The organism is Streptomyces sp. NPDC093795 (assembly GCF_044764665.1).
Lineage (GTDB): Bacteria > Actinomycetota > Actinomycetes > Streptomycetales > Streptomycetaceae > Streptomyces.
In genome coordinates, this window is the sequence record NZ_JBIWIO010000012.1 from 74,336 (window position 1) to 93,251 (window position 18,916).

Sequence of the window (18,916 nt, forward strand, 5' to 3'; positions counted from 1 at the left end):
GATCCTCTTAGGCGGCCGGCCGATGGGCGCGGCGGAGCTGGGTGGCGAATTCGATGACGGCGTCGGCGGGGACGCGGCGGAGGCGGCCGAGGGGTACGGACTCCAGCTCTCCGGTGCCGATGTACCGGTAGCACAGGGTTCGGCCGATCTGGAGGCGGCGGGCCGCCTCTTCGACGGTGAGCAGGACGAGCGTGGGGTCAGCGGTCACTTCGGAAAGGGCCGCGTCCATACGGTGCTCCTTTGACGTGATGGCGGGGTGCGACGCTTCGGTTGGGCGGGTGTGTCCGAGGTCGGGATTTCTGCGTCACTGCGTCATTCGCGTCACCGATGCCACTTGACCTGCGGTTTTCGGTGACGCAGAGGTTTCCGGGCTACGTCACCGGTGACGCAGCCGTCTGTCACCGGTGACGCGGGTGACGCGGGGTGACGCAGGATTCGGGGCTCTGCGTCACCGCTGCTGTCGCAGCTCAGGGGCGGTTTTCCTGCCTCTGGTGACGCAGGTGACGCAGCGTCTCTTCTCTTAGGAAAAAGAGAAGGGGTTGTCTCTGTTGTGGTGCGCCTTCGGGCGTGAAGAAGGAGCCGCATCGCGGCACGTCCTCCAGTGGCGGCGGAGCCGCCGGAACAGCAAGAGGAGCACCCGGCGGCGGGGGCGGGGTGCTCCTCTTGCTGGTGCGCGAGCGGTCGTGGTGGGTCCCGGTCAGAACATCGGGTGCTGCTCGTCGGCCGGGGGCGTGGGCCGGGTCAGTTCGATGTAGCGGGCGGTGTTGCTACGGCCCCAGTCGATGAGGACGCCGCGTGCCGCCAGCACGGGCTGAAGCCGCTTGAGCCGGTCGGAGAGGACTTTGCCGGTGGTGGGCCAGCCCTTGGGCAGGGGGCGGAAGTCGTCGCCGCTGTAGAGCTGCGTGAGGCCGTGCAGCCACTCGGCGGACGTCATCCGGACCTGCGTGCCCGGCTCGATGTCGGCGGCGTGCTTGAGGACGGTCTGGGCGAGCAGGTCGCCTTCGATGACGTCGTCGTTGAGGTCGTCCAGGCTGGCCCGGTAGGCGTCCAGCGCGCCGAGGCTGGACGCCACGTCGAGCCGGGCGCACAGGTGGGCGAAGTCGGCCATGCGCAGGTCGGTGGGGATGTCGGCCTGCGCGGCCCGGACCTTGACGGTGAGGTCGAGCACGGACCCGAGGACGACGGGGAGGACTTCCTCGAACTCCGCCCACAGCTCCGCCTCGGTGCGCCTCACCAGGGGGCGTTCCAGGCGGAGCGGGAGGAGCCGTTCGGCGAGGTCGGGGCGGATGACGCCGACGTCGATGCCGGTGAGCAGCAGCGGCCGGCGGTAGCGGGACCGGACGACGTCGCCGTCGGTGAACAGCGCGCGCTTGATGGTCTCGGCGCCGGTGACGATGCAGCACATGAGGTCGGACAGGTCCGGCCCCAGGTGGGAGAGATTGTCCAGGGCGGTGACCCATCCGGCGGCGACGGCCGTGATCAGATTCTCTTCGTCCTTCGGGGCGCGGCGCAGGTCGCCGCTCATGCCCTCGATGATCCGCACGAGCATCCGGCCGGCGGTGGACTTGCCCGCGCCCTGCGGACCGGTGAGGAACGGGGCGGGGACGGGTGCGGACGGGCCGAGGCAGCCGATCAGCCACGCGAGGGCCAGGCTCTCGGCCTGAGCGCTGGCGAAGTTGCACAGCCGCATCAGGAGGTCGATGCCCTTGCCGTCGGTGTCCTTGACCGGCAACGGCATCTCGCCGGTGAGCTGGGTGCGGCGCCAGCAGACCTCGCGCGGGTCGGGGATGAGGATGTCCCAGCCGGTGGGGTGGATGCGGACGGACTTGCCGTCGTCGCGGCCCAGGTCGAGCCAGGTGGCGCCGTCGAATCCGGGGGCGACCCGGATGTGGGTGGGCTGTACGTCCTCGGTGAGCGCGAGCGCTTCGATCAAGTCCAACGCCTCCTTCAGGGCCGTGCCGTTGAATACGCCGTACCCGTCCTTGAACAGGCCGACCATGAGTTCCTGCCGGTGGCTGCCGGTGGTGCCCTGGGAGCGGATCGGGCGGGCCACGGGGTGGTTGTTCTTCTGCGCGTACACGGTGCCGTCGACGGTCCGGAAGTACCGGAAGTGCTCCTGCGCGTAGTCGGTGATGATCTCGCGGGCCGGGGTCTTCTCGTCCTCGGACATGTCACATCCCCAGAGCGGTGCGGGCGTTGGTCCAGGCGTCCGAGCAGTGTCGCGGGGACTCGCCCTTGGCCTGCGCGGCGGTGAACAGACGGCCGATGTGCGCCTCGGTGAGGCAGCCGCACCGGCCGTGGGCGGACAGCACCGCCAGGAACGTCCGGTACACCGTGGCGTGGACCGCACTGGCCGCGTCGGTGATGCGCTGCTCCGCCATGGCGACGCCCCGCTCCAGGTAGGACGGCGAGCGGTGGCGGCACTCCCCGCCCCCGGCGGGCGTGGGCACGGTGACGGCGCGCGGCACCGGCCGGACGACGGTGGGCTTCCGCAAGGCCAGCGCGCGCACGACCTCGGGCACCGCCGTCATGGTGCCGGTGCCGGGCCCGAGCCAGCGGGCGTAGGCCATCGTGGACTTGAGGTCGACGCTGTCGCGGACGCGGTTCACCGAGCGGATGGCGCCCTGGTAGATCCAGTGCTCGCCGCGCGTCGTCGTCACGGTCCGGGTCGGGGGCAGGGTGGCGCGGGCCCAGTCGACGGCGTCGGCGTCGTCGAGGTCGACGACGGTGACCCCCGCACCGCCCGGGTGGTAGCCGACGCCCCCGGCGTGCCGCCATGCGGCCTTCCAGGCCGGGGAGGAGACCACTGTGGAGTCGGTGGTGGCGGCGGCCCACGCGTGGCACGGGCGCGGGCAGACGCAGGGGCCGGGGGTCTTCATGTTCGGCCGTCCGCCGCACGCGTTGTCCGCGCACGTCGGGCAGTTTCCGAACGGGCCCTTCCCGGCGCGCAGCGGCAAGACGGGCAGTCCGCCGGCGGCCAGTCGCAGGGCGAGTTCGAGGTGATCGGTCCGGGCTTCTCGCCGGATCGGGGTGGGTTGGGTCATGCTGGATGTCTCCAGTTCATCGTCAGTGTTCTGGATGCGAGGGCGGCCCCAGGCTTTGGCGAGACGGGGGCCGCCCTTCGTGCTGTCGCGGGTCAGAGGTTCGAGACGGTCTCGATGAGGCTCTGGGTGAGCTGGTTGATGGGCTTGGCGGCGCCGGTGGAGGCGAGGAAGAAGCCGAATCCGGCGGCGGTGAACGCGGCGCCGGGGCCGAGCGACCTGGAGCGCAGGAGGAAGAACAGGACGAGTCCGAAGAGCGCGACCAGGGAGACGGTCACGGCCATGGCGGTATCTCCTTCGACGGGGTGCGGGAGGGCTGGGTAGGGTGCGGGTACCTCGGGTGCTGACAAGCTCGGGGACATGGCCGACGGCGCGTCCGCCTAGCTCCTGCTCGGAGCGGGGTACGTCTCATGACGTGTGCCGTCGGCCGCTTCGTGTCCGGGGTCAGCGGGTGCCGTCGCGGTGGATAGCGCGGCTGTGGTTGGTCAGGCGCCGGCCGACACGGAGTCGCTTGCCGTGGCCCTTGCAGCGGCGGCAGGGCTTGGCCCGCTTGGGGCGGCCCTTGCGGTCGAGGACGACCTTGCCGCCGAGCCCCGCGCACTTGCGGCAGGTCCCGAACGGGGACGCCGCGCACAACAGCGTGTAACCGGCGAGGGTGGCGAGCAGGAGCAGTGCACTAGCGGTGAGCATGGGTGGTCTCTCCCCTTCCAGTGGCGGTTTCCAGGGGTTTCCGCAGGTGGGCCGCTAGACGCTAGCTAGCAGGTCAGTGCCCCTTTGGTCTGCTAGCGCGGCTGCTAGACCTAGCAGCCGGGGCTGCTAGGTCTAGCGGTGCTGCTCGGGTCAGGCGGCGGCCCGGTCGGCGTTACGGCGTGTGACGGCGGCGGTGATGTCGGTGCGGTCGATGCCGCGCCGGTTGGCGCCCTTGCCGTCGTCCGTGGTGCCCCAGACCTGTCCGGGCTTGATGCCGTAGGGCTTCACGGCGGCGGTGACGTTCTCGCCCTTCCAGCCCGCGTACGTGTCGGGGCGGAGGGCGGTGAGGCGGGTGGCGATGCGCTCGCACCACACCGCCTTCTCGCCGTCGAGGATGACGTCGAGGACGTCGGCGAGGATGTCGGAGCCGCCTGTCTTGTCGGGGCCCTTGCCCATGGCGTGGCCAGTGACGTTGCCATAGTCTTCGCGTGCCTTGCGGGCCCGGGCGACGACCTGCTCGGCGGCAACGGCGTCGACGAACGCGGAGGCGACGATGCGGGGGTCGTCGCCCTCGCCGGCCATCCAGCAGATGCCCCGGTCGGAGCGGGAGAACATCGTGGCCCGGTACCCCGACTTGTACATCGAGGTGCCCAGCACCATGTCGTTGGCGGGCTGGCCCATGACCTTCAGGCAGAACCTGAGGATCGCGTTCGCGCTGATGCCGGTGGGCAGCGACTTGGCGTCCGGCCGCTGCGTGCCGAACAGGGTCACGATGCCGAGTGCGGGGCCGCGCTTGACGAGGTCGGTGCAGATCGCTTCGATCTCCGCGCCGTGTTCGGCGTGCTCGAAGGGCACTTGGCACTCGTCGAACCCGACCACGATCGGGTGCAGCCCCAGCGACTTGTCGTCCGCCAGGGCGGGGGTGACCTTCGACTCGGGGCAGCGCGAGCGCGGCAGGGACTTGATGACCTTCGCCCGGCGCCGCAGCTCCTCCTTCAGCTCCCGCAGCGACTCGACGACGTAGCCGATGTCGTCGTCCTCCTCACCGGCCCGGTAGCGGTGGCAGACCGACTCCAGGGCGCCGAAGTCGCCGGTGCCCTTGAAGTCGAACGCGTGGATCTCCGCCCGCGGGTCGAGCGCGGCGATGAGCAGCAGCAGCCGCATCAGGAACGTCTTGCCCATGCGAGGGACGGAGCCGACGACGACGGCCGCGAACATCAGCGTCACCGACACGTCCCGCATCCGCTGGTCGTTGCCGAACACGACCGGCTTGAACAGGTCCACCGTGCCGGTCTTCAGCAGCGGCCACGCCGGTTTGGTGGTCTCGTTCATCGGCTTGTCCCCGACCCACAGCACGAGACGGCCCTCATGCTCGGTGGGGTCGGGCGAGGGCCACACGCTGCCGACCTTGCGCCGCAGACCGGAGGCGAGCGGCTTGCGGGCCTCCATGATGTCCTCGGGGGTGACGCCGTAGGGGAGGTCGAGGTCGGCGCGGTAGCCGGGCCCGTCGCGGACGATCTCGCTGGTGAAGCGCAGCCCGTTCATGTCGCCGCCCTTCTTGATGGCGGCGGAGACCTTCGCGTTGCCGATCGAGTCCAGCCCCCGCAGCACGATCGACCCGGTCAGCTTCTGAATTTCCGTCTTGAGCACGGCGGGGCCGACGACCGGCGAGTCGGGCTGCTGTCCGGCCATGCCGAGCAGCAGCACCCCACCGGTCGCGAACACGAACAGGTACGCGGGGGCGACGACGTACAGCCACAGGGCGAATCCGGCGCCGAACACGAGGGCCACGAGGGTGACCAGACCGCGCAGCCGGATCCGGCCGGCGCGCAGCCGGGACAGCCGCATGTACTCCTCCACGTCCTCGGTCCGCACCGCGTAGTCCCTCAGCGGCGCGGCCTCCCGGTCCCACACCCACCGGTTGGTCGACGCGATGAACCGGCAGGTTCCCCGCGGCGACATCAGCGCCATCCGTCCGGCGTAGACCGGGATCCGGACCCCGTGGTAAAGCGCGGCGTAACCGACGTTGGCGCCGGTGTGCCGGGCGGTGGCGAGGAAGTCCCGTCGGTTGGTGAGCCATCCGGCGAGGACCGGCTTGCGCTTCTCGATGGTGACCTTCGGGTCGGGCAGCGCCGGGTTGTCCACCAGGGTCGGGGCGGTGGGGGTCTCGTCGTCGTGGTCGATGTCGGGGACCGGGCGCAGGTGCGCGGTGGTGGGCGTCTCGGTCATGCTGGGGGTCTCCTGCTGCTCGAAAGGGCGGAGGGAAGGGCCCGGGGCGGTCGGGATGCTTGGCGGCTGTCGGCCGCCCCGGGGCGTAGCTAGGTGCGCTTCGGCTTGAGGGTCACTACGCCGCAGGGCCGGTAGCCGGCGGCCTGCACCGATTCGATGACGCCCTGCCGGGCGGATGCCTCGCTGTGGGAGTCGACGAGACCGCTGTGCTTACCCCGGCGGCCTTTGCTGTCGGTCGCTTCGACGGTGAATTTCCAGGTCAGCAGTGGGGCGCCCACTCGGCTCCTCACTTGCCCTTGCCGTTGTTCTCGGCGCGCTTGCGGGCGCGGTCGATGATCCGGTCGACCTTGGCCTCCAGGTCGCCCTGGTAGACGGTGTCGCTGGCGATCGACCGCTTGCACATGCGGGCCACGTTCCACGCGACCTGGGCGTGCTCACCGGCGGTGAGCTTGGGGTAGTTCGGGTCCTGCTCGGTGTTCTTCCTGCTGGCCACGACGGCGTCCTTTCCGGTGCCGGGGCTGTCCCGGCTCCCCTCACCGCCCGAACGTGTCGGGCGGATCGGGCAGCCGTCAGCGACGGCGCTTCCGGGCCTTGCTCAGGGTCGTGGCGGCGGCCGTGCCGTCCGGGCCACCGATGGACTTGACGACGCTCACGACACCCCAGCCGAGGACGGCGGCGAGGAACGCGAGCATCGCGAGGTTCGCGGCGATCGCGGTCAGCGCACCGACGAGCAGCGGGCCGAAGTAGACCCCGGCGGCGACCGTGCCGGCGCCGATGCCGGAGCCGAGCGCGATGCGCTGGACCGTGCGGTCCGGCGGGGCCTGGTGGATGTGCTGGTGGACCACCTGCGGCACGGCGGCGGGCTGGATGGGGGTGGGGAGGTGGTCGGCGTAGGTGTAGGTGCCGTCCGGGAGCTGCACGACCCGGACCGGCTCGGGGAGGTTGGTCACGTCTGGGCTCCTTTCAGAGCTGGTTGGGCTCCAGGGAGAAGAACAGGACGACGCACCGGCTCAGGCCCCAGTGCTCCATGGCCTGCTCGCGGAGGCGAGCGAAGGTCGCCGTGCGGGTGTGCGCCCCGGGGACCGAGAGAACCGTGCCGTCACTGGTGACCGTGCGACCGTCGTCGGTCTGGATCGTGAGGATGAAGTGAAGCGGGACCGTCCCGGGCAGTGCGGCCGGGGTGGTTACGTTCGTCGGGGTCGTCATGACCAGGTCTCCTTGCTGCCGCTCAGGCGGCGCTGGTGGAGGGGTAGGCGCAGGGGGTGCACATGCCGAGCGAGGACGGGATGCGGTATCCGGCGTCCCGCCCGCACTCCGGGCAGAGGCGGCGGGCCGCGTTCGCCCGTTCCAGGGCCGCCCACCGGGCCGGGGTCATGGGCCGGACCGGGCGGGCGAGGTCGACGCGGTAGAGGAACGCGACCAGCGGGCCGCGTCGACGGCGGGGGCGTTCGAGCTGCGCCACGACCGGCTGACCGGCCGGACGCAGCCCGAGCGCGCGGAGCTGCCGGAACGTCGCCAGACCCTCAGGGGCCAGACGCCACCGGTAGACGGGCAGCGTGCTCACTGCGCGGCCGCTTCAAAGGACCGGGCGGGGGCGGTGTCGCGGAGTTCCTGGTAGCGGGTGGAGACCCAACCGACGGACCAGCCGCACAGCTCGGCGGCCTGCCGCACCGGCACCCCCGCGAGGAAGGCGGCGGCCACGGTCTTACGGGCCTGCTCCTCGGACTGCTTCACCGGCGCGGGGCCAGCGGCGAGCAGCTCGGCGCGTTCACGCTCGGCGCGCTCGGCCTGCTCGCGCTGTTCACGCCGGGCCCGCTCCTCGCGCTCCCGGCGCTCCTTCTCCACACGCTCGGCAGCGTCGCGTTCACGGCGCTCACGCTCGATGCGCTGCTGTTCACGCTCGCGCTCACGGTGTTCACGCTCGGCCCGCTCCGCCCTCTCGACGGTCTCGATCCGCTCGCGTTCCTCACGCCGTGCGCGCTCTTCCCGAGCGGACTGTTCACGGGCAAGGGAGGCTTCGTGCTCGCGCTGTTCACGCGCCATCCTGGCGTCGAACTCCCGTGCCTCACGGGCCCGCTGCTCGGCCGCTTCGGCACGTGCGGCAGCCGCCTTCTCGCGCTCGGCCCGTTCGGCCCGTTCACGGTCCTGGGCGGCGGTGAGCGCGTTCGTGATCGCCCGGCGGTAGGCGAGTCCGGTCTCGGCCGTGACGATCAGCAGCAGCGGTGCCACCGCGTGGACCGCCACCCCGACCAGGTCTTTCCTCAGAGCGGAGTCGGCAACGTTGAGGGCCAGGGTCATGCCGCCGGTCATCCACCGCAGCACGATGGGCCACCGTCCGCCGTGCCCGCCTAGACGGGCGAGGAAGGAGTCGAGACGGACCACGATGACGACGGCCGCGTCCACCACGATCGGCAGAATCGGCGCCGTCCAGTCCCACTCATCCGCCGTGTGGGCGGCCATCAGCGGGGTGACCGTGAGGACCGAGTACAGCATCGCCCCGCCCACGATCAGCCACGTGCCGACCGACAGGGCGCGTTCCGCTGAACGGATCTGAACACCGTTCACGACACCGCCCCCGAACCCGCCAGCACCGGCACGGCGGCCGAGACCGGCGCGTAGCCGGTCAGTGCCAGCTCAGCCCCCGCGAACGTGGTGCGGGCGTTGAGAACCTGCGTCTGGCCGTGGCCCTGAACGTGATGAACGACCGACTCCGGGGCGATGTTCAAGGCCTCACGCCACGCCTCGAACCCGGTGAAGTCGTCGTGGAACCTCAGCGACAGCCGCTCCGGGTAGACCGTGGAGACGTCCACGCACGGGGCCGGCAGGTGCGGGAAGTCCGCCGCGAGCAGTCGCAGCGCCATCAGCGGGGCGGACGGGTCCGCCAGCGTCAGCAGGCTCACTCGGCCACCCCCTGGGCGGGGCGGACGTCCAGCGCGCCGAGCAGCCGGACCGGGCCCAGCCCGCTCAGCTCCTGCCACTCCCACTCGCCACCTACCGGCTCGAAGCCGAGGACGGCGAGCGCCGCGGCCCGCGTCGCCGGCGTCGGGACACCGGTGACGTCCGCGAACTGGGTCGAGGGCCAGTTCGCCAGCGGGATGGTGTCGTTGGCGACGTACAGCACCCACACACCGGACCCGGTCTGAGCGAGCTGCGCGCAGTACGCCGTGGCCAGACCGCGCTGCCACAGCAGGATCCAGTGGACGGCGAGGACACCGACGGCCGCGAGGACCCCGGCGTAGTGGACGTCCCGGCGGCCGACGAGCAGCCCCAGGACCTCCACAGCCGCGCACAGGAACACCAGGCTCCAGAACAGGCGGCGGCTCACGCGGCACCGCCCGTCAGCGCCACACCGGCGCGGTTCGTGAGGTCCCGGCGGGCCGCCAGCACCCGGTTGCGGGCCCGGCGGATCCGCTGGGCGTCCAGCTCGGTGACGGGCCGGTCGATGGTCATGATCTGCGCGTCGAGAAGGTCGAGGTCCGCCAGGATCAGCGGCATCTCGGTCTCGATCGCGTCCAGCTCCGCGTCCGACGGCTCACCGTCGAACGGGGTGGCCGTAACAACGGCCTGAAGTGCAACGATGGACTTCATTGGGTCGTGCTCCCTTCCATGCGGGAACGGCCCGAAGCGAGGCCCCGGTGGTAGGACACCGGGGCCTCTCGCCGTTTGGAACCATCCGGCTCCCCTCAGCCCCGCCCGTACGGGCACCCCGCGAACGGGGCCCGGACGGGCAGGGGAGGCAACCGGCCGCAGCCCAGCAGGCTGCGAAGTTGGATGTCCGTTCTGACGGCCGCTCTCCCCTAGTGCGGGTTGCGGTGCGCCCTCTGTTCAGTTCTCAAGCCAACGAGCGCCCGGGGCTCGCCTCCAAACGGAGATGAGCGCTCCCGAACTAACGGGCATAGCTACGTACCTGACACCCCGTCCGACTTGTCTGGAGGAGTGACGTGTCATCAGTTTGCAGAGGCCGGGTTGGCGAGTCAAGCCCACTGGTCTAACTTGTACGGAGGAGTTGGTTCGACATGGGAAGGCCACCGTGCGAAGAGGTATGACGAAGGCTCAGGAAATCGCCGCTGATCTGCGGGATCAGATCGTGAGGGGCGTACTCACCCCCGGCGACCCGCTGCCGAGCGAGTCGAAGATGATGGCGGAGTACGGCTACAGCCGCGAGACGATCCGCGCCGGCGTGCGGGTGCTCGTTGACGAAGGCCTGGTTGTGACAGGCCAGGGGCAGGGCAAGTACGTCCGCGAGGACTACCCGCCGGTGGTGTGGAACTGGTCAACCCTGGAGAGCCGCAGCCGCCACGCGAACGCGGTCGAAGGAAGGACTGCGGGGGACCAGTGGGCCAGCGCCGTGGCGCAGGAGGGGAAGGCCCCGAGGCAGGAAATCACCGTGTCCATCGTCGAGCCGCCGGCGCACGTGCGCGACGCGCTCGCGCTGCCGGATGGCGGCTTGGCGGTGGCTCGTAAGCGCATCCGATACGTGGACAACCGCCCCTACGCGCTGGCCGACTCGTACTTCCCTCAGGATCTGGTCACTGGCACTCTCCTGATGGAGCCGCGTGACGTCTCCGCCCCTGGGGGAGTGCTCGCTTCCGTTGGCATCATCCAGGCCAAGTACAGGGATGAAATCGCGGTCCGTATGCCGACGAAGCACGAGGCAGAGTTGTTGGCGCTCCCCGCCGCTACACCGGTAGCCGAGCACACCCGCACTGGATACGACGTGGACGGCAAGCCTCTGCGTTGCATGGTCACAATCCTCCCCGGAGACAGGCACAAGATCCTCTATGAAGTCGACACCGACTGAGTTCCTCCGCCCCGCGAGGGCGGAGGACGTACCGGCCCTGATGGCGCTCCGAACCGAGGCAGAGGCATGGCTCGGGTCGAAGGGCACCGACCAGTGGAGCGACCCCGAGACCGGGGCCAAAGCGATCACCAAATGGCGCGCCTCGATCGATGAGGGGCGCGCTTGGGTCGTTGAGGGCGACTCCGGCGCGATCCTCGCGACCGTAAGCCGTGGCCCGGTCGACCGGGACTTCTGGACGGATGAAGATCACCCCGAGAGCGCGCTCTACCTCTACAAGCTCATCGTCGGCCGCAGCGCAGCCGGACGACGTCTTGGGGAGCGCATCGTGGACTGGACGTCCAGGTTGGCGGCCACAGAGGGCCGTGACTGGGTGCGCATCGACACATGGCGCACGAACGTAGGGCTTCACTCGTACTACGAGCGGCTTGGGTTCAGCCATGTCCGAACGGAGGCCCCCTCGCACCGTCGCTCCGGATGGCTCGCGCAACGCCCGGTCCACGCTCTGAGTCTGCCGGAGACACCGCTGGCAGTGGGGCACCCCGCCAGAGTGGTCTCACAGAGGGGCTGATCCGGGTCTTGCGGGCCGTGTGTGGGCCACGACGCGTTGTCCTGGTCTTTGTCCAGTCCGCTGACGGCCATGGCGGTTCACCACCGTTCCCGCTGTAGCCACAGCCGCTTGAAGTACAGCCCTGAACCCTCGCGAACGCTGACGCGGACAGTTGGAAAGCGTGTTGGGGGCAACCCCTCACGAGTTCGAATCTCGTATCCTCCGCCACGGCTGACCAGCCGAAACGAAGGTCCCGACCGCGCAGCGGTCGGGACCTTCGTCGTTCCGTGGTCTCAGTTCTGGTCTCACTTTGGCGTGCAGGCCGACCCACCCTCCTGTCATTCAAGATCTCTTCTGCGAGCTGAGCGGGAGACCCCGGCTCCCGGCGCGTTCGGCTCACCCGCGCAGAAGGGGACATCGCGCGCCTGGCCTGCACAGCCGCGACGCAAGCGTGATCACGGATAGTGTCCTGGAGGTTCCGCGCCGACCAGAGAGTGCCGGCAGCCAACTACGCGGGTTGGGATGCATCGCTTCAAACGCTTAAGGGGCCGACCCGGCTCCCGACCGCACCACGGGACATGCGAGCCACACTCGAAACGGCTCCCTCTGGTCGATCACCTGCGTGCTCGCCAGAGAGAGCGATCGGGGGCGCCTGCCGAGTTCACCCCAGCGCCGCTCCCAGGGTCCGGCGTACTGCGGCATGGGAGTCGCGAGCCAGGGTGTGGCGCACTGGTTCTGGCAGGTCTTTCGCTCGGGCAGCTACGGCGGCTCGTACCCGCGCTGTGGGATCTGCGGCCAGTACGGCCAGAAGTGGATCAGTGTGCGGCACGTGTGCCACTCCAATGGCGCGCACGTGCTCGCATCCGTGCAGGGTGAGTCCGGCGGCCTGAGCAGAAAGCTCAGAGGAGCCCTTCGCGAGCGAGCTGACGCACCGGGCTCCGCGGACACGGGTGTTGACCTGGTCCGAGCGGAGTAGGGCAACAGATGCTTGGAGGGCGTACGAAGCGAACAGCCTTTCCTCCTCGTTCATCGGCCCGGCAGGCACTCTGGCACACGCCCATGCCCGAGCTGCGGCCCTCAGAACGTTGTCCGACAGATGAGCGGCACCGGTGTTCATGCGGGTTCGGCTGAGGGGCACGTTGGAGTCGATCTCCCATGTGTCACTCGCTGACAGATGCGGCTGGCGATGCACAGTGATGAGTCGGTAGGCGATCTCATTCGCGAGCTCTGGCGGGATGTGCTCCACGAGGCGCGCTAGGGCCAGGGCACGGCTATTGCGGGAGCTGGCGGAGTCGTAGTGGTCTTCGACCATTGCGATGAGTCGTCGCGCGATGGTGGCGGCCAGCTCGGCTGGCCGGGTGGCAGCGGTATGGGCGGCTTCGTCGCCCGTCAGGGCTGCTACAGCCTCCAGGCCAGTGGCGTTGTCGTGAGTCTCTGCCGCGCTGACGTTTGTGGCCTCATTAAGGGCCAGCGCGACCGCATCCTCCGGGTTCGTCGGATCGGGTCCGAGGCTGGCTGCGGGCACTTCCACGAGCTCCTCTTCGGGGCGTGCGAGGAGGTCCAAAAGCAGGCCGACGGTTTCACCGGCGCCCGAGTCGAGACGCGAATATGCTCTTGGCACCCCTACAGGTTCGCGCAGCAGTGATGCGCACGATGCTCTGGCCCGGCGTTGGGCACGTTCGCTGGCGGGAAACCACGACTGCAGTACGTCCAGGGCCTCAGGCAGGCCTGCCGCTGCGTGCGTCTCGACGGCGGGGAGCACGCCTGCACGGCACGGCAAAGCCAAGCGCTCGAGCATGTTCCACAAATCGTGCTGATTGGGCAATTCCATCATGCGGGAGATTGCGCTGGTGAGTTCACTGCGGCTATGCCCGGTGAAGTTGAGGGCGCTCACGAGGATCGCGGCCACTTCATCGTTGTATCGCGTGGCCTGCTGGAGCGCGGGTTCCACCAGGGAAAGGATGGAGTCGACCGTCTCAGCGGGGAATCGGTAGGCGAGGGCCGTGAGCGCATCCAGCGCGTCACGCTCGGGGTGAGGCCTGAATGCCGACGTGGTCCACACCCCTTGCGCTTCCGCTGCCAAGCGAGTAACCGTTGCGGCCATGTCTGCGTCCTCGATGAGTGCAGCCTGCGCGCCGATGACCTGAATCGCCGCGGCGCGACGGGCCCTGACCGGCGAGCGGAGCCAGATCCCGACATCGAGCACGTCCTCCAGTCCACCAGCAGTTTCGGCGGCCTTCTTGGCTGCACCGGCGTACAGGTAGGCGTCTACTGCCTCGGCTGCGTATCCGCTGGCCTGGAGAACGTCCCCGAACAGTTCCATTGCGAGTACCTCCTCCTGCAACGCCCCTTGGAGGCGGGACTCCCACAGGTAGCGGCGGGTGTCGCCGAAGGCGTCCGGAAGCTTTTCGCGATGCAGTGCGGCGTGGGACGTCAGTGCCGGATCTACGGCTCCTGACAGAAGGTGCCTACGGTTCGGCAATGCCCGAGTGACGCGGTCCAGTCCCCAGACAAAAGAGCCGCGGTCATGTGTCACTTTGCGCACGGCCCGCAGGGCATGACGGGCGTCTCCGAAAAAGCCGTCCTCGCTGCTCGCCAGAACGGACTGGCGCCACAGATCCTCCGCGTGCTCAGGGTCGCCGTGAACGGCGAACGCGTAGGCGGCCCGGGATTGGATCAGTCCGCGTGCATGCTGAAATCGTCCAGCTCCGGCACGAGTGATGGTCTGGCCGTATGCGGCTTGAACCTGATCGATGGTGGAGTCGACCGTCAGAGCTGTATCCGCCAGCGCGCAAGCCAGCCGGGCCCTGATCTCCACGTCCTGGCTATCAGCGCGCTCTGAGAGCGTTCGCAGCTCGTCCAGCAGATGGTGTGGAGCCTTCTCCGGCTCGACAACGAGCGAACGAACCGCAGGCAGGTCGAAGAGGCCGTCAACGAGGGCCTGCTCCAGAACGAAGCAGCACAATAGCCCGGTATCAGGGTCCTCTTTGTCAGCGATTTCACGGAGGGCGGGCACCGTCTCAGCCAGCATGCTGCCCGTCTCGTACCAGTCTGCGACCGCCCTGATGACCGTCCACTTCGCCTGCTGGACAGTCCCGGCTTCGCGTGCCAGAGCCTCGGTCGAGCCGTGCAGCTCCCCTCGCGGAACGCCTCTCTCAACCGCAGACAGCGCGAGCCGAAAGTGGATGTCGAACGCCTCGGCCGGCCGGCCGGCAGCTCGAGTCATGGCTGCCTGGCGCGCGCGCACTTCGGCAGCGTGACCGGGAAGTTCTTCTGCTCCAGGGCATCAGCCAGCTGCCTGTACAGCCGTGCAGCCTCAGCAGGGCTCGTGTCCTGCAGAGCGCCGGCTCTACGCTCCACGTCTGACAGCCCCAATGTCGCGAGGGGTGCGCTCACGAGACCCATGGGCGCTGGGGCCGCATCGTCGCGGGATCCAGACGTCATACCGCACCATGCCCTTGCCCACGCCTCACCGAGCACGGCCGAAACCAGGCTGACGGCATCCCGCGTTCTCCGGCCGAGTTCTTCAACGCCCCAGACCTCAATGTGGAGGTCTTCGGCGTCCTCGTAGGTCTTTTGGAGCGCGTGGATCGCGTCGACGAGGTGGGTATCGGACTCGATCTCGGCAGACGTGACGACTACGAAGCGGTGAGGGTCGAACCGGCGCGGAGGCAAGCCGTGCCCAGGGCGCCTGGGAGCACCCGCGTACTCCTTCACCGCCGTCTTGAGCAGGCTCTCGGTCAGTGTGGAATACCGCTTGACCTGATACAGGGTGCGGCGGAGGTCCGGCTCGCGCTCGACGATGTCGAGGCCGTACTGCTTCTGACCGCGTCTGCCGTAGAAGGAGACACCTCGGTGGTCTCTACGGCTGACGATTTCCGCGACCAGCCGCTCAAAGACTTCAGGGTCCAGCTGGTCAAGCGGTAGCTTCTGTGGATTCTGGACGGGTACGGGAAGCTCGGCTCGCTGAACCCGCGCAGCGAGCTCCACCAGGGACAGTTCTTCGTGGTCCTCGTCACCCGACTCCGCCGACACCATCTCCGTCACTGCTGGGCCCCCTTAGCACTCACACAGACGCCGTTGATCCTGCCGGAAGAAGGAATACCCTGCACCACTGACGAGGCAGCACGCGAGACCTCTGGCCCGCGGCTTCCAAGGAAGCCGGCCGCCTGGGCCCGTCGACCGCGCGGAGGGCCGGACTGGGGCATTGCTCCCCAACAGGTCCCTGGGGGACACCCACCAACCGCCGGCCTGACAACGCCTCACGACTCTCGGGAGCGTGCCAAGGTGCGAGCGGCGTTCACCCAAAGGCATGTAGGATGGCTGTCAGACTGCACCGCGTAAGCGCATAGGTCGAACCATTTCGGTGGTCACAGCGTTAGGGAAACGCCCGGTTACATTCCGAACCCGGAAGCTAAGCCTTTCAGCGCCGATGGTACTGCAGGGGGGACCCTGTGGGAGAGTAGGACGCCGCCGAACAAAACATAGAAAGCCCCACCCGATTTCAGGGTGGGGCTTTCATTTTTCTCCATGGAGACCTGCGTGCACAACAACAGGCCCGGCTCATCGACGGCCGGACCTGTCGCCATGCAGCAATGAAGCGGCAATGGATCAGTCGGACCCGATGGAGTCCCAGGCCAGCAAGCGCTCCGGTTCATCGGAGAACCACGCAAAGGATCCATCGGCCAACATAGGCAAGGCCCTCTTCGCTTCGGAATGCGTGCGCGACTCGAACGCATTGAGGAAGCGGCACTTTTCCGGGCTCAGTCCCTGCGCGGCCGCCCAGGCGAGTAGGCTCTCCTTGCGTTCGTTTGTGATCTCGCCTCCGCTGAAGACCGCCTCTACGAACCACACCTCGTCACGCTCGGGGTCGAGGTCGGCCATGATGCAGTCCGGAAGCAGCGTCGTCTGGTCGACCGCGAGCCCCATTGCTTTCAGGGCCTGCCCATCCAGCATGTTCACCTTCTCCCCCGGCTGGGAGATAAAGAGCACGTTTGGCTCCCGCAGGTGAGCCGAGAACTGTTCCGCCACACCCTTGAGAATCCAGCTACTCGCACCGGGGTGCAGCTGGCGAACTCCCGCTCCAGGAAGATTCACGGGAACGCTCTTGCTATTTCTCGCGGGATCGCGACGCAGTTGAGCTCGACGGCGACCCGTCGGAGAGAGATGCGTACTCCTCCACTGCTCGACAGCTTGCTCAAGTTGTTCGCCGACCAGGTCGGGAGACAGGAGGGCCGCAAATTCCGGATCCAACGTATACCGCGCCAGCGGCGAATTAGTTGACAGATCCGTGCGAATGTTGAGCACGGCCCCGTTATTGATCAGGGCATCGATCGATTCGTCTCGCACCGGCTCGCGACTGTTATTCGCATACCAGATTTTCCCACGCTCGACCGTGATCTCGTCGCAAAAACTGGCAACCTCCTTCTCGCCACGCATAGCGGCCCGGTAGTAGGCGCGCCTCTCGGCTTCAGTGCGCTTGGCGGCCACAGCGTCACTCATCCACGTCACGGTCGACGGGCGGATGGGCGCATGCTCGCCTATGGCTCCCACGTACATCGCAACGAAGGCGACGGCCGAAGCGGCCGGGTTGGCGGTGGCAGTAACACCCGTGATCTGGTGGGGAAGTACCAGCGCCAAGCGCTCCTGGTAAGCCTTGCGGCTCTCCAGCAGCGCCGGGAGGGGCCAATCCTCTGTTGATTGCGTCACGGGTTCAGACCATATACACGGTTGATCTCCGCCGAGAGATGATCGTCGGACAATACTGCCCAGGACCTCAGGGTGTTCGGGCCAGGCAGCGGCAGCGCAGCCAGCTCGTACGCAGAGACAGCCACGGAGCCAGTGAGGCACCGATAGAGGCGGTCCAACGCCTCGGAGTCCAGCAGCGCTGTCAGCAGCCGTGGGGTGAGCAGACTGTTTTGCTCACTACAGGTCAAGACGTTGACGTGGTTCTCAACCGAGACCCGCCCTCCCCACTTGGACAACGTCTCAGCGTCGAGCGCTGCCGCCAGCAGTCGTCGTGCCTGCTCTGGGGCGGTTGTCCGCTGCACAAGGACGGCAGGGCGATCAAGCACGAGCACCCGATCCTTCTCGCCCAAGTGTAGATATCGCAGCCGGTCACGAGCCTGATCCTGATGGAGCTTGCCGCCATCAAGATCGGCAGCCCAAACAATCTTTACGGACACGTCTGACGGTGCGCCCGACAGCTGGTCCTTGCGCCGGTTCCACACCAGGGGACCCGTGGAGATCGTCCAGCCGTAGTCGGCGAGCCTCTTCCCCATCTTCTGCGCTGCTCTGACGAGGGGAGGATCTTCGTGCTGGCGCGGCAGGAGCCACGGCTGGTCCGCGGCTACGGGCAACCGCCCCTTGCCGATCACTTCCTCGACCACTCGGCCGTTGATGGTCACACGCCCGCATGTGACTGAGCGGACGGCCTTGCCCTTCCGGAACGTGGCCAGGACCGTCTCCTGGAGAACGCCGGTGGAGAAGACCCCCGTTCGGTCCGAGACGTAGGAGAGCCGGTTCAAAGGCGCTGTTGCCGACAGGTAAGACCGGAGCCGCTGAAAGTACGACCCACCGAGCCAGCCGGCCGGTACAAGCGCGGAGGCAACGCCTCCCTCAGCCAGATGCTCGACAGCGGCAGCCATGAAGAGCCCGTACCGGTTGGCATGCCCGTAGACAACGTGCTGCCAGTGCTGGCGGTCGGCGTCCGAGAGACGGACCCTGCCATAGGGAGGGTTCAGAATCACGATCACAGGAGGCGCGGGTGGTGGCGTCAGCCCGTCGCCCACTTCGAGCAACGTTGGGAGAGGCTTACGCCGCGACAGGGGAATCTTCGCCCACGTGGGAAGCAGCTCTGCCGCAAGGAGTGCATTGCCCAGCCACACAGCGGAGGCATCCAGGTCTCGGCCACCAATCGCAGACTGCGCTGCTCTCAGCACCATCTCCGGCTGTGCGCCGGAACGCTCCGAGAGCCAGGCTCGAAGGGCTGGTAGCAAGAGCATGCCCGCGCCGCAGGCTGGGTCCCAGATCAACCCGTCAGGCCGGCGCCCGAGCGCTTCTGCTGCCTGCCGGTAGAGGATCTCCGCAAGGGGCGCCGGCGTGTAATGGCGCCCCTCAGCGGTTCTGACCGCGCCGTCCAACGCGACGACGTAGGCATCGGCCAATTCTTCCGGACTGGCGTCCAGCAGGTCTTCCCTGATGGGAAGACCTGCCAGGTTGTCCCGCTCGAATGCCTTCGGGAAGGCCATGACGTCATCAAAGTCGAAGGTCTGCGGCGAGCTGGCACCAGCAGCCGCTGCACGGCGCTTCCACCAATGGGGCACGGTGGCAAGAACGGACAGGGCTTCTGCCGAGACGTCGGCTGTGCCATCAGCCCTCAGCATCACGCGCTGAGCCCGATTGGCCCTCGTCGCAGCCGCTACTTCGGCCTCGATCACCGAGAACCCCTTCCTTGTGTCACTGTCGTGCGCCGGGTCGGCATGGCGCGCCGTACCTCGCGAAGGATTTCACAAGACGATTCAGCAAACCCACTGGTTGCCCCTTCCGTCGGACATTCACCCCCGCCAAGCACCTCGCGGCACCGCCCTACGGGCCAAGGCGAGGACA

At 68.2% G+C, this 18,916-nt stretch carries 21 protein-coding genes and 1 rRNA gene; 3 read left to right on the top strand and 19 right to left on the bottom strand.

Going from position 1 to position 18,916, the window contains the following annotated elements; genetic code table 11:
* Positions 1-7 precede the first annotated feature (7 nt).
* The 15 genes from ACIRB7_RS28355 to ACIRB7_RS28425 all read right to left on the bottom strand — a co-directional run bounded on the left by ACIRB7_RS28355 (position 8) and on the right by ACIRB7_RS28425 (position 9,548).
* Positions 8-229 (bottom strand): helix-turn-helix domain-containing protein, encoded by a 222-nt coding sequence (locus tag ACIRB7_RS28355; RefSeq protein ID WP_403603863.1) that lies wholly within the window; start codon positions 227-229, stop codon positions 8-10.
* A gap of 468 nt (positions 230-697) precedes the next feature.
* On the bottom strand, positions 698-2,170 hold the full coding sequence (locus tag ACIRB7_RS28360; RefSeq protein ID WP_403603865.1) for an ATP-binding protein: 1,473 nt from the start codon (positions 2,168-2,170) through the stop codon (positions 698-700).
* 1 nt (position 2,171) lies between these two features.
* On the bottom strand, positions 2,172-3,044 hold the full coding sequence (locus ACIRB7_RS28365; protein WP_403603867.1) for a bifunctional DNA primase/polymerase: 873 nt from the start codon (positions 3,042-3,044) through the stop codon (positions 2,172-2,174).
* Between the two features lie 92 nt (positions 3,045-3,136).
* Positions 3,137-3,325: a hypothetical protein gene (locus ACIRB7_RS28370; protein WP_403603869.1), complete on the bottom strand. Its 189-nt coding sequence runs from the start codon at positions 3,323-3,325 to the stop codon at positions 3,137-3,139.
* A 160-nt stretch (positions 3,326-3,485) separates the two neighbouring features.
* Entirely contained in the window at positions 3,486-3,731 is a 246-nt protein-coding gene (locus tag ACIRB7_RS28375; protein ID WP_403603871.1) for a hypothetical protein, read from the bottom strand.
* A gap of 150 nt (positions 3,732-3,881) precedes the next feature.
* Positions 3,882-5,960, bottom strand: a complete 2,079-nt coding sequence (locus tag ACIRB7_RS28380) for a cell division protein FtsK (RefSeq protein WP_403603873.1) — start codon at positions 5,958-5,960, stop codon at positions 3,882-3,884.
* A gap of 89 nt (positions 5,961-6,049) precedes the next feature.
* On the bottom strand, positions 6,050-6,238 hold the full coding sequence (locus ACIRB7_RS28385) for a hypothetical protein (protein ID WP_403603875.1): 189 nt from the start codon (positions 6,236-6,238) through the stop codon (positions 6,050-6,052).
* A gap of 8 nt (positions 6,239-6,246) precedes the next feature.
* Complete coding sequence (locus tag ACIRB7_RS28390; RefSeq protein WP_403603877.1) at positions 6,247-6,453, bottom strand: DUF6257 family protein; 207 nt, start codon at positions 6,451-6,453, stop codon at positions 6,247-6,249.
* 76 nt (positions 6,454-6,529) lie between these two features.
* Positions 6,530-6,910, bottom strand: a complete 381-nt coding sequence (locus ACIRB7_RS28395) for a DUF6251 family protein (RefSeq protein WP_403603879.1) — start codon at positions 6,908-6,910, stop codon at positions 6,530-6,532.
* Positions 6,911-6,923: 13 nt separating this feature from the next.
* Positions 6,924-7,166: a hypothetical protein gene (locus tag ACIRB7_RS28400; RefSeq protein WP_403603881.1), complete on the bottom strand. Its 243-nt coding sequence runs from the start codon at positions 7,164-7,166 to the stop codon at positions 6,924-6,926.
* Between the two features lie 22 nt (positions 7,167-7,188).
* A complete protein-coding gene (locus ACIRB7_RS28405) occupies positions 7,189-7,524 on the bottom strand; it encodes an RRQRL motif-containing zinc-binding protein (RefSeq protein WP_403603883.1) in 336 nt (111 codons plus the stop codon).
* Complete coding sequence (locus ACIRB7_RS28410; protein ID WP_403603885.1) at positions 7,521-8,525, bottom strand: DUF2637 domain-containing protein; 1,005 nt, start codon at positions 8,523-8,525, stop codon at positions 7,521-7,523. Before ACIRB7_RS28410 ends, ACIRB7_RS28405 begins: the two co-directional genes overlap by 4 nt.
* On the bottom strand, positions 8,522-8,860 hold the full coding sequence (locus ACIRB7_RS28415) for a hypothetical protein (RefSeq protein WP_403603888.1): 339 nt from the start codon (positions 8,858-8,860) through the stop codon (positions 8,522-8,524). Before ACIRB7_RS28415 ends, ACIRB7_RS28410 begins: the two co-directional genes overlap by 4 nt.
* A complete protein-coding gene (locus ACIRB7_RS28420) occupies positions 8,857-9,285 on the bottom strand; it encodes a DUF6303 family protein (RefSeq protein ID WP_403603891.1) in 429 nt (142 codons plus the stop codon). The genes ACIRB7_RS28415 and ACIRB7_RS28420 overlap by 4 nt, the downstream gene beginning before the upstream one ends.
* Positions 9,282-9,548: a DUF6284 family protein gene (locus ACIRB7_RS28425; RefSeq protein WP_403603894.1), complete on the bottom strand. Its 267-nt coding sequence runs from the start codon at positions 9,546-9,548 to the stop codon at positions 9,282-9,284. Before ACIRB7_RS28425 ends, ACIRB7_RS28420 begins: the two co-directional genes overlap by 4 nt.
* A 454-nt stretch (positions 9,549-10,002) precedes the next feature.
* Here ACIRB7_RS28425 and ACIRB7_RS28430 point away from each other — a divergent pair, with 454 nt between their 5' ends.
* A complete protein-coding gene (locus ACIRB7_RS28430) occupies positions 10,003-10,761 on the top strand; it encodes a GntR family transcriptional regulator (protein ID WP_403603897.1) in 759 nt (252 codons plus the stop codon).
* Positions 10,742-11,329 carry a GNAT family N-acetyltransferase gene (locus ACIRB7_RS28435; protein WP_403603900.1) on the top strand — a complete coding sequence of 196 codons (588 nt, stop codon included), beginning with the start codon at positions 10,742-10,744 and terminating at the stop codon, positions 11,327-11,329. Before ACIRB7_RS28430 ends, ACIRB7_RS28435 begins: the two co-directional genes overlap by 20 nt.
* Before the next feature lie 640 nt (positions 11,330-11,969).
* On the opposite strand, the gene ACIRB7_RS28440 is transcribed toward ACIRB7_RS28435, so the two are convergent.
* Positions 11,970-14,555 carry a hypothetical protein gene (locus ACIRB7_RS28440; protein WP_403603902.1) on the bottom strand — a complete coding sequence of 862 codons (2,586 nt, stop codon included), beginning with the start codon at positions 14,553-14,555 and terminating at the stop codon, positions 11,970-11,972.
* On the bottom strand, positions 14,531-15,346 hold the full coding sequence (locus tag ACIRB7_RS28445; RefSeq protein WP_403604370.1) for a restriction endonuclease: 816 nt from the start codon (positions 15,344-15,346) through the stop codon (positions 14,531-14,533). Before ACIRB7_RS28445 ends, ACIRB7_RS28440 begins: the two co-directional genes overlap by 25 nt.
* A 324-nt stretch (positions 15,347-15,670) precedes the next feature.
* Between ACIRB7_RS28445 and rrf the strand changes: the two genes are divergently transcribed.
* A 5S ribosomal RNA gene (rrf, locus tag ACIRB7_RS28450) occupies positions 15,671-15,787 on the top strand.
* Positions 15,788-15,919: 132 nt separating this feature from the next.
* Here the strand turns inward: rrf and ACIRB7_RS28455 are convergent.
* Entirely contained in the window at positions 15,920-17,017 is a 1,098-nt protein-coding gene (locus ACIRB7_RS28455) for a BsuBI/PstI family type II restriction endonuclease (RefSeq protein ID WP_403603905.1), read from the bottom strand.
* Positions 17,014-18,747 carry an Eco57I restriction-modification methylase domain-containing protein gene (locus ACIRB7_RS28460; protein WP_403603908.1) on the bottom strand — a complete coding sequence of 578 codons (1,734 nt, stop codon included), beginning with the start codon at positions 18,745-18,747 and terminating at the stop codon, positions 17,014-17,016. The genes ACIRB7_RS28455 and ACIRB7_RS28460 overlap by 4 nt, the downstream gene beginning before the upstream one ends.
* Between the last annotated feature and the right edge of the window lie 169 nt (positions 18,748-18,916).

What these genes read in the sequence shown, in the direction of transcription:
- ACIRB7_RS28355 (WP_403603863.1), bottom strand. Translation starts at nt 229, where the DNA reads ATGGACGCGGCCCTTTCCGAAGTGACCGCTGACCCCACGCTCGTCCTG.
- ACIRB7_RS28360 (WP_403603865.1), bottom strand. Translation starts at nt 2,170, where the DNA reads ATGTCCGAGGACGAGAAGACCCCGGCCCGCGAGATCATCACCGACTAC.
- ACIRB7_RS28365 (WP_403603867.1), bottom strand. Translation starts at nt 3,044, where the DNA reads ATGACCCAACCCACCCCGATCCGGCGAGAAGCCCGGACCGATCACCTC.
- ACIRB7_RS28370 (WP_403603869.1), bottom strand. Translation starts at nt 3,325, where the DNA reads ATGGCCGTGACCGTCTCCCTGGTCGCGCTCTTCGGACTCGTCCTGTTC.
- ACIRB7_RS28375 (WP_403603871.1), bottom strand. Translation starts at nt 3,731, where the DNA reads ATGCTCACCGCTAGTGCACTGCTCCTGCTCGCCACCCTCGCCGGTTAC.
- ACIRB7_RS28380 (WP_403603873.1), bottom strand. Translation starts at nt 5,960, where the DNA reads ATGACCGAGACGCCCACCACCGCGCACCTGCGCCCGGTCCCCGACATC.
- ACIRB7_RS28400 (WP_403603881.1), bottom strand. Translation starts at nt 7,166, where the DNA reads ATGACGACCCCGACGAACGTAACCACCCCGGCCGCACTGCCCGGGACG.
- ACIRB7_RS28425 (WP_403603894.1), bottom strand. Translation starts at nt 9,548, where the DNA reads ATGAAGTCCATCGTTGCACTTCAGGCCGTTGTTACGGCCACCCCGTTC.
- ACIRB7_RS28430 (WP_403603897.1), top strand. Translation starts at nt 10,003, where the DNA reads ATGACGAAGGCTCAGGAAATCGCCGCTGATCTGCGGGATCAGATCGTG.
- ACIRB7_RS28435 (WP_403603900.1), top strand. Translation starts at nt 10,742, where the DNA reads ATGAAGTCGACACCGACTGAGTTCCTCCGCCCCGCGAGGGCGGAGGAC.
- ACIRB7_RS28445 (WP_403604370.1), bottom strand. Translation starts at nt 15,346, where the DNA reads ATGGTGTCGGCGGAGTCGGGTGACGAGGACCACGAAGAACTGTCCCTG.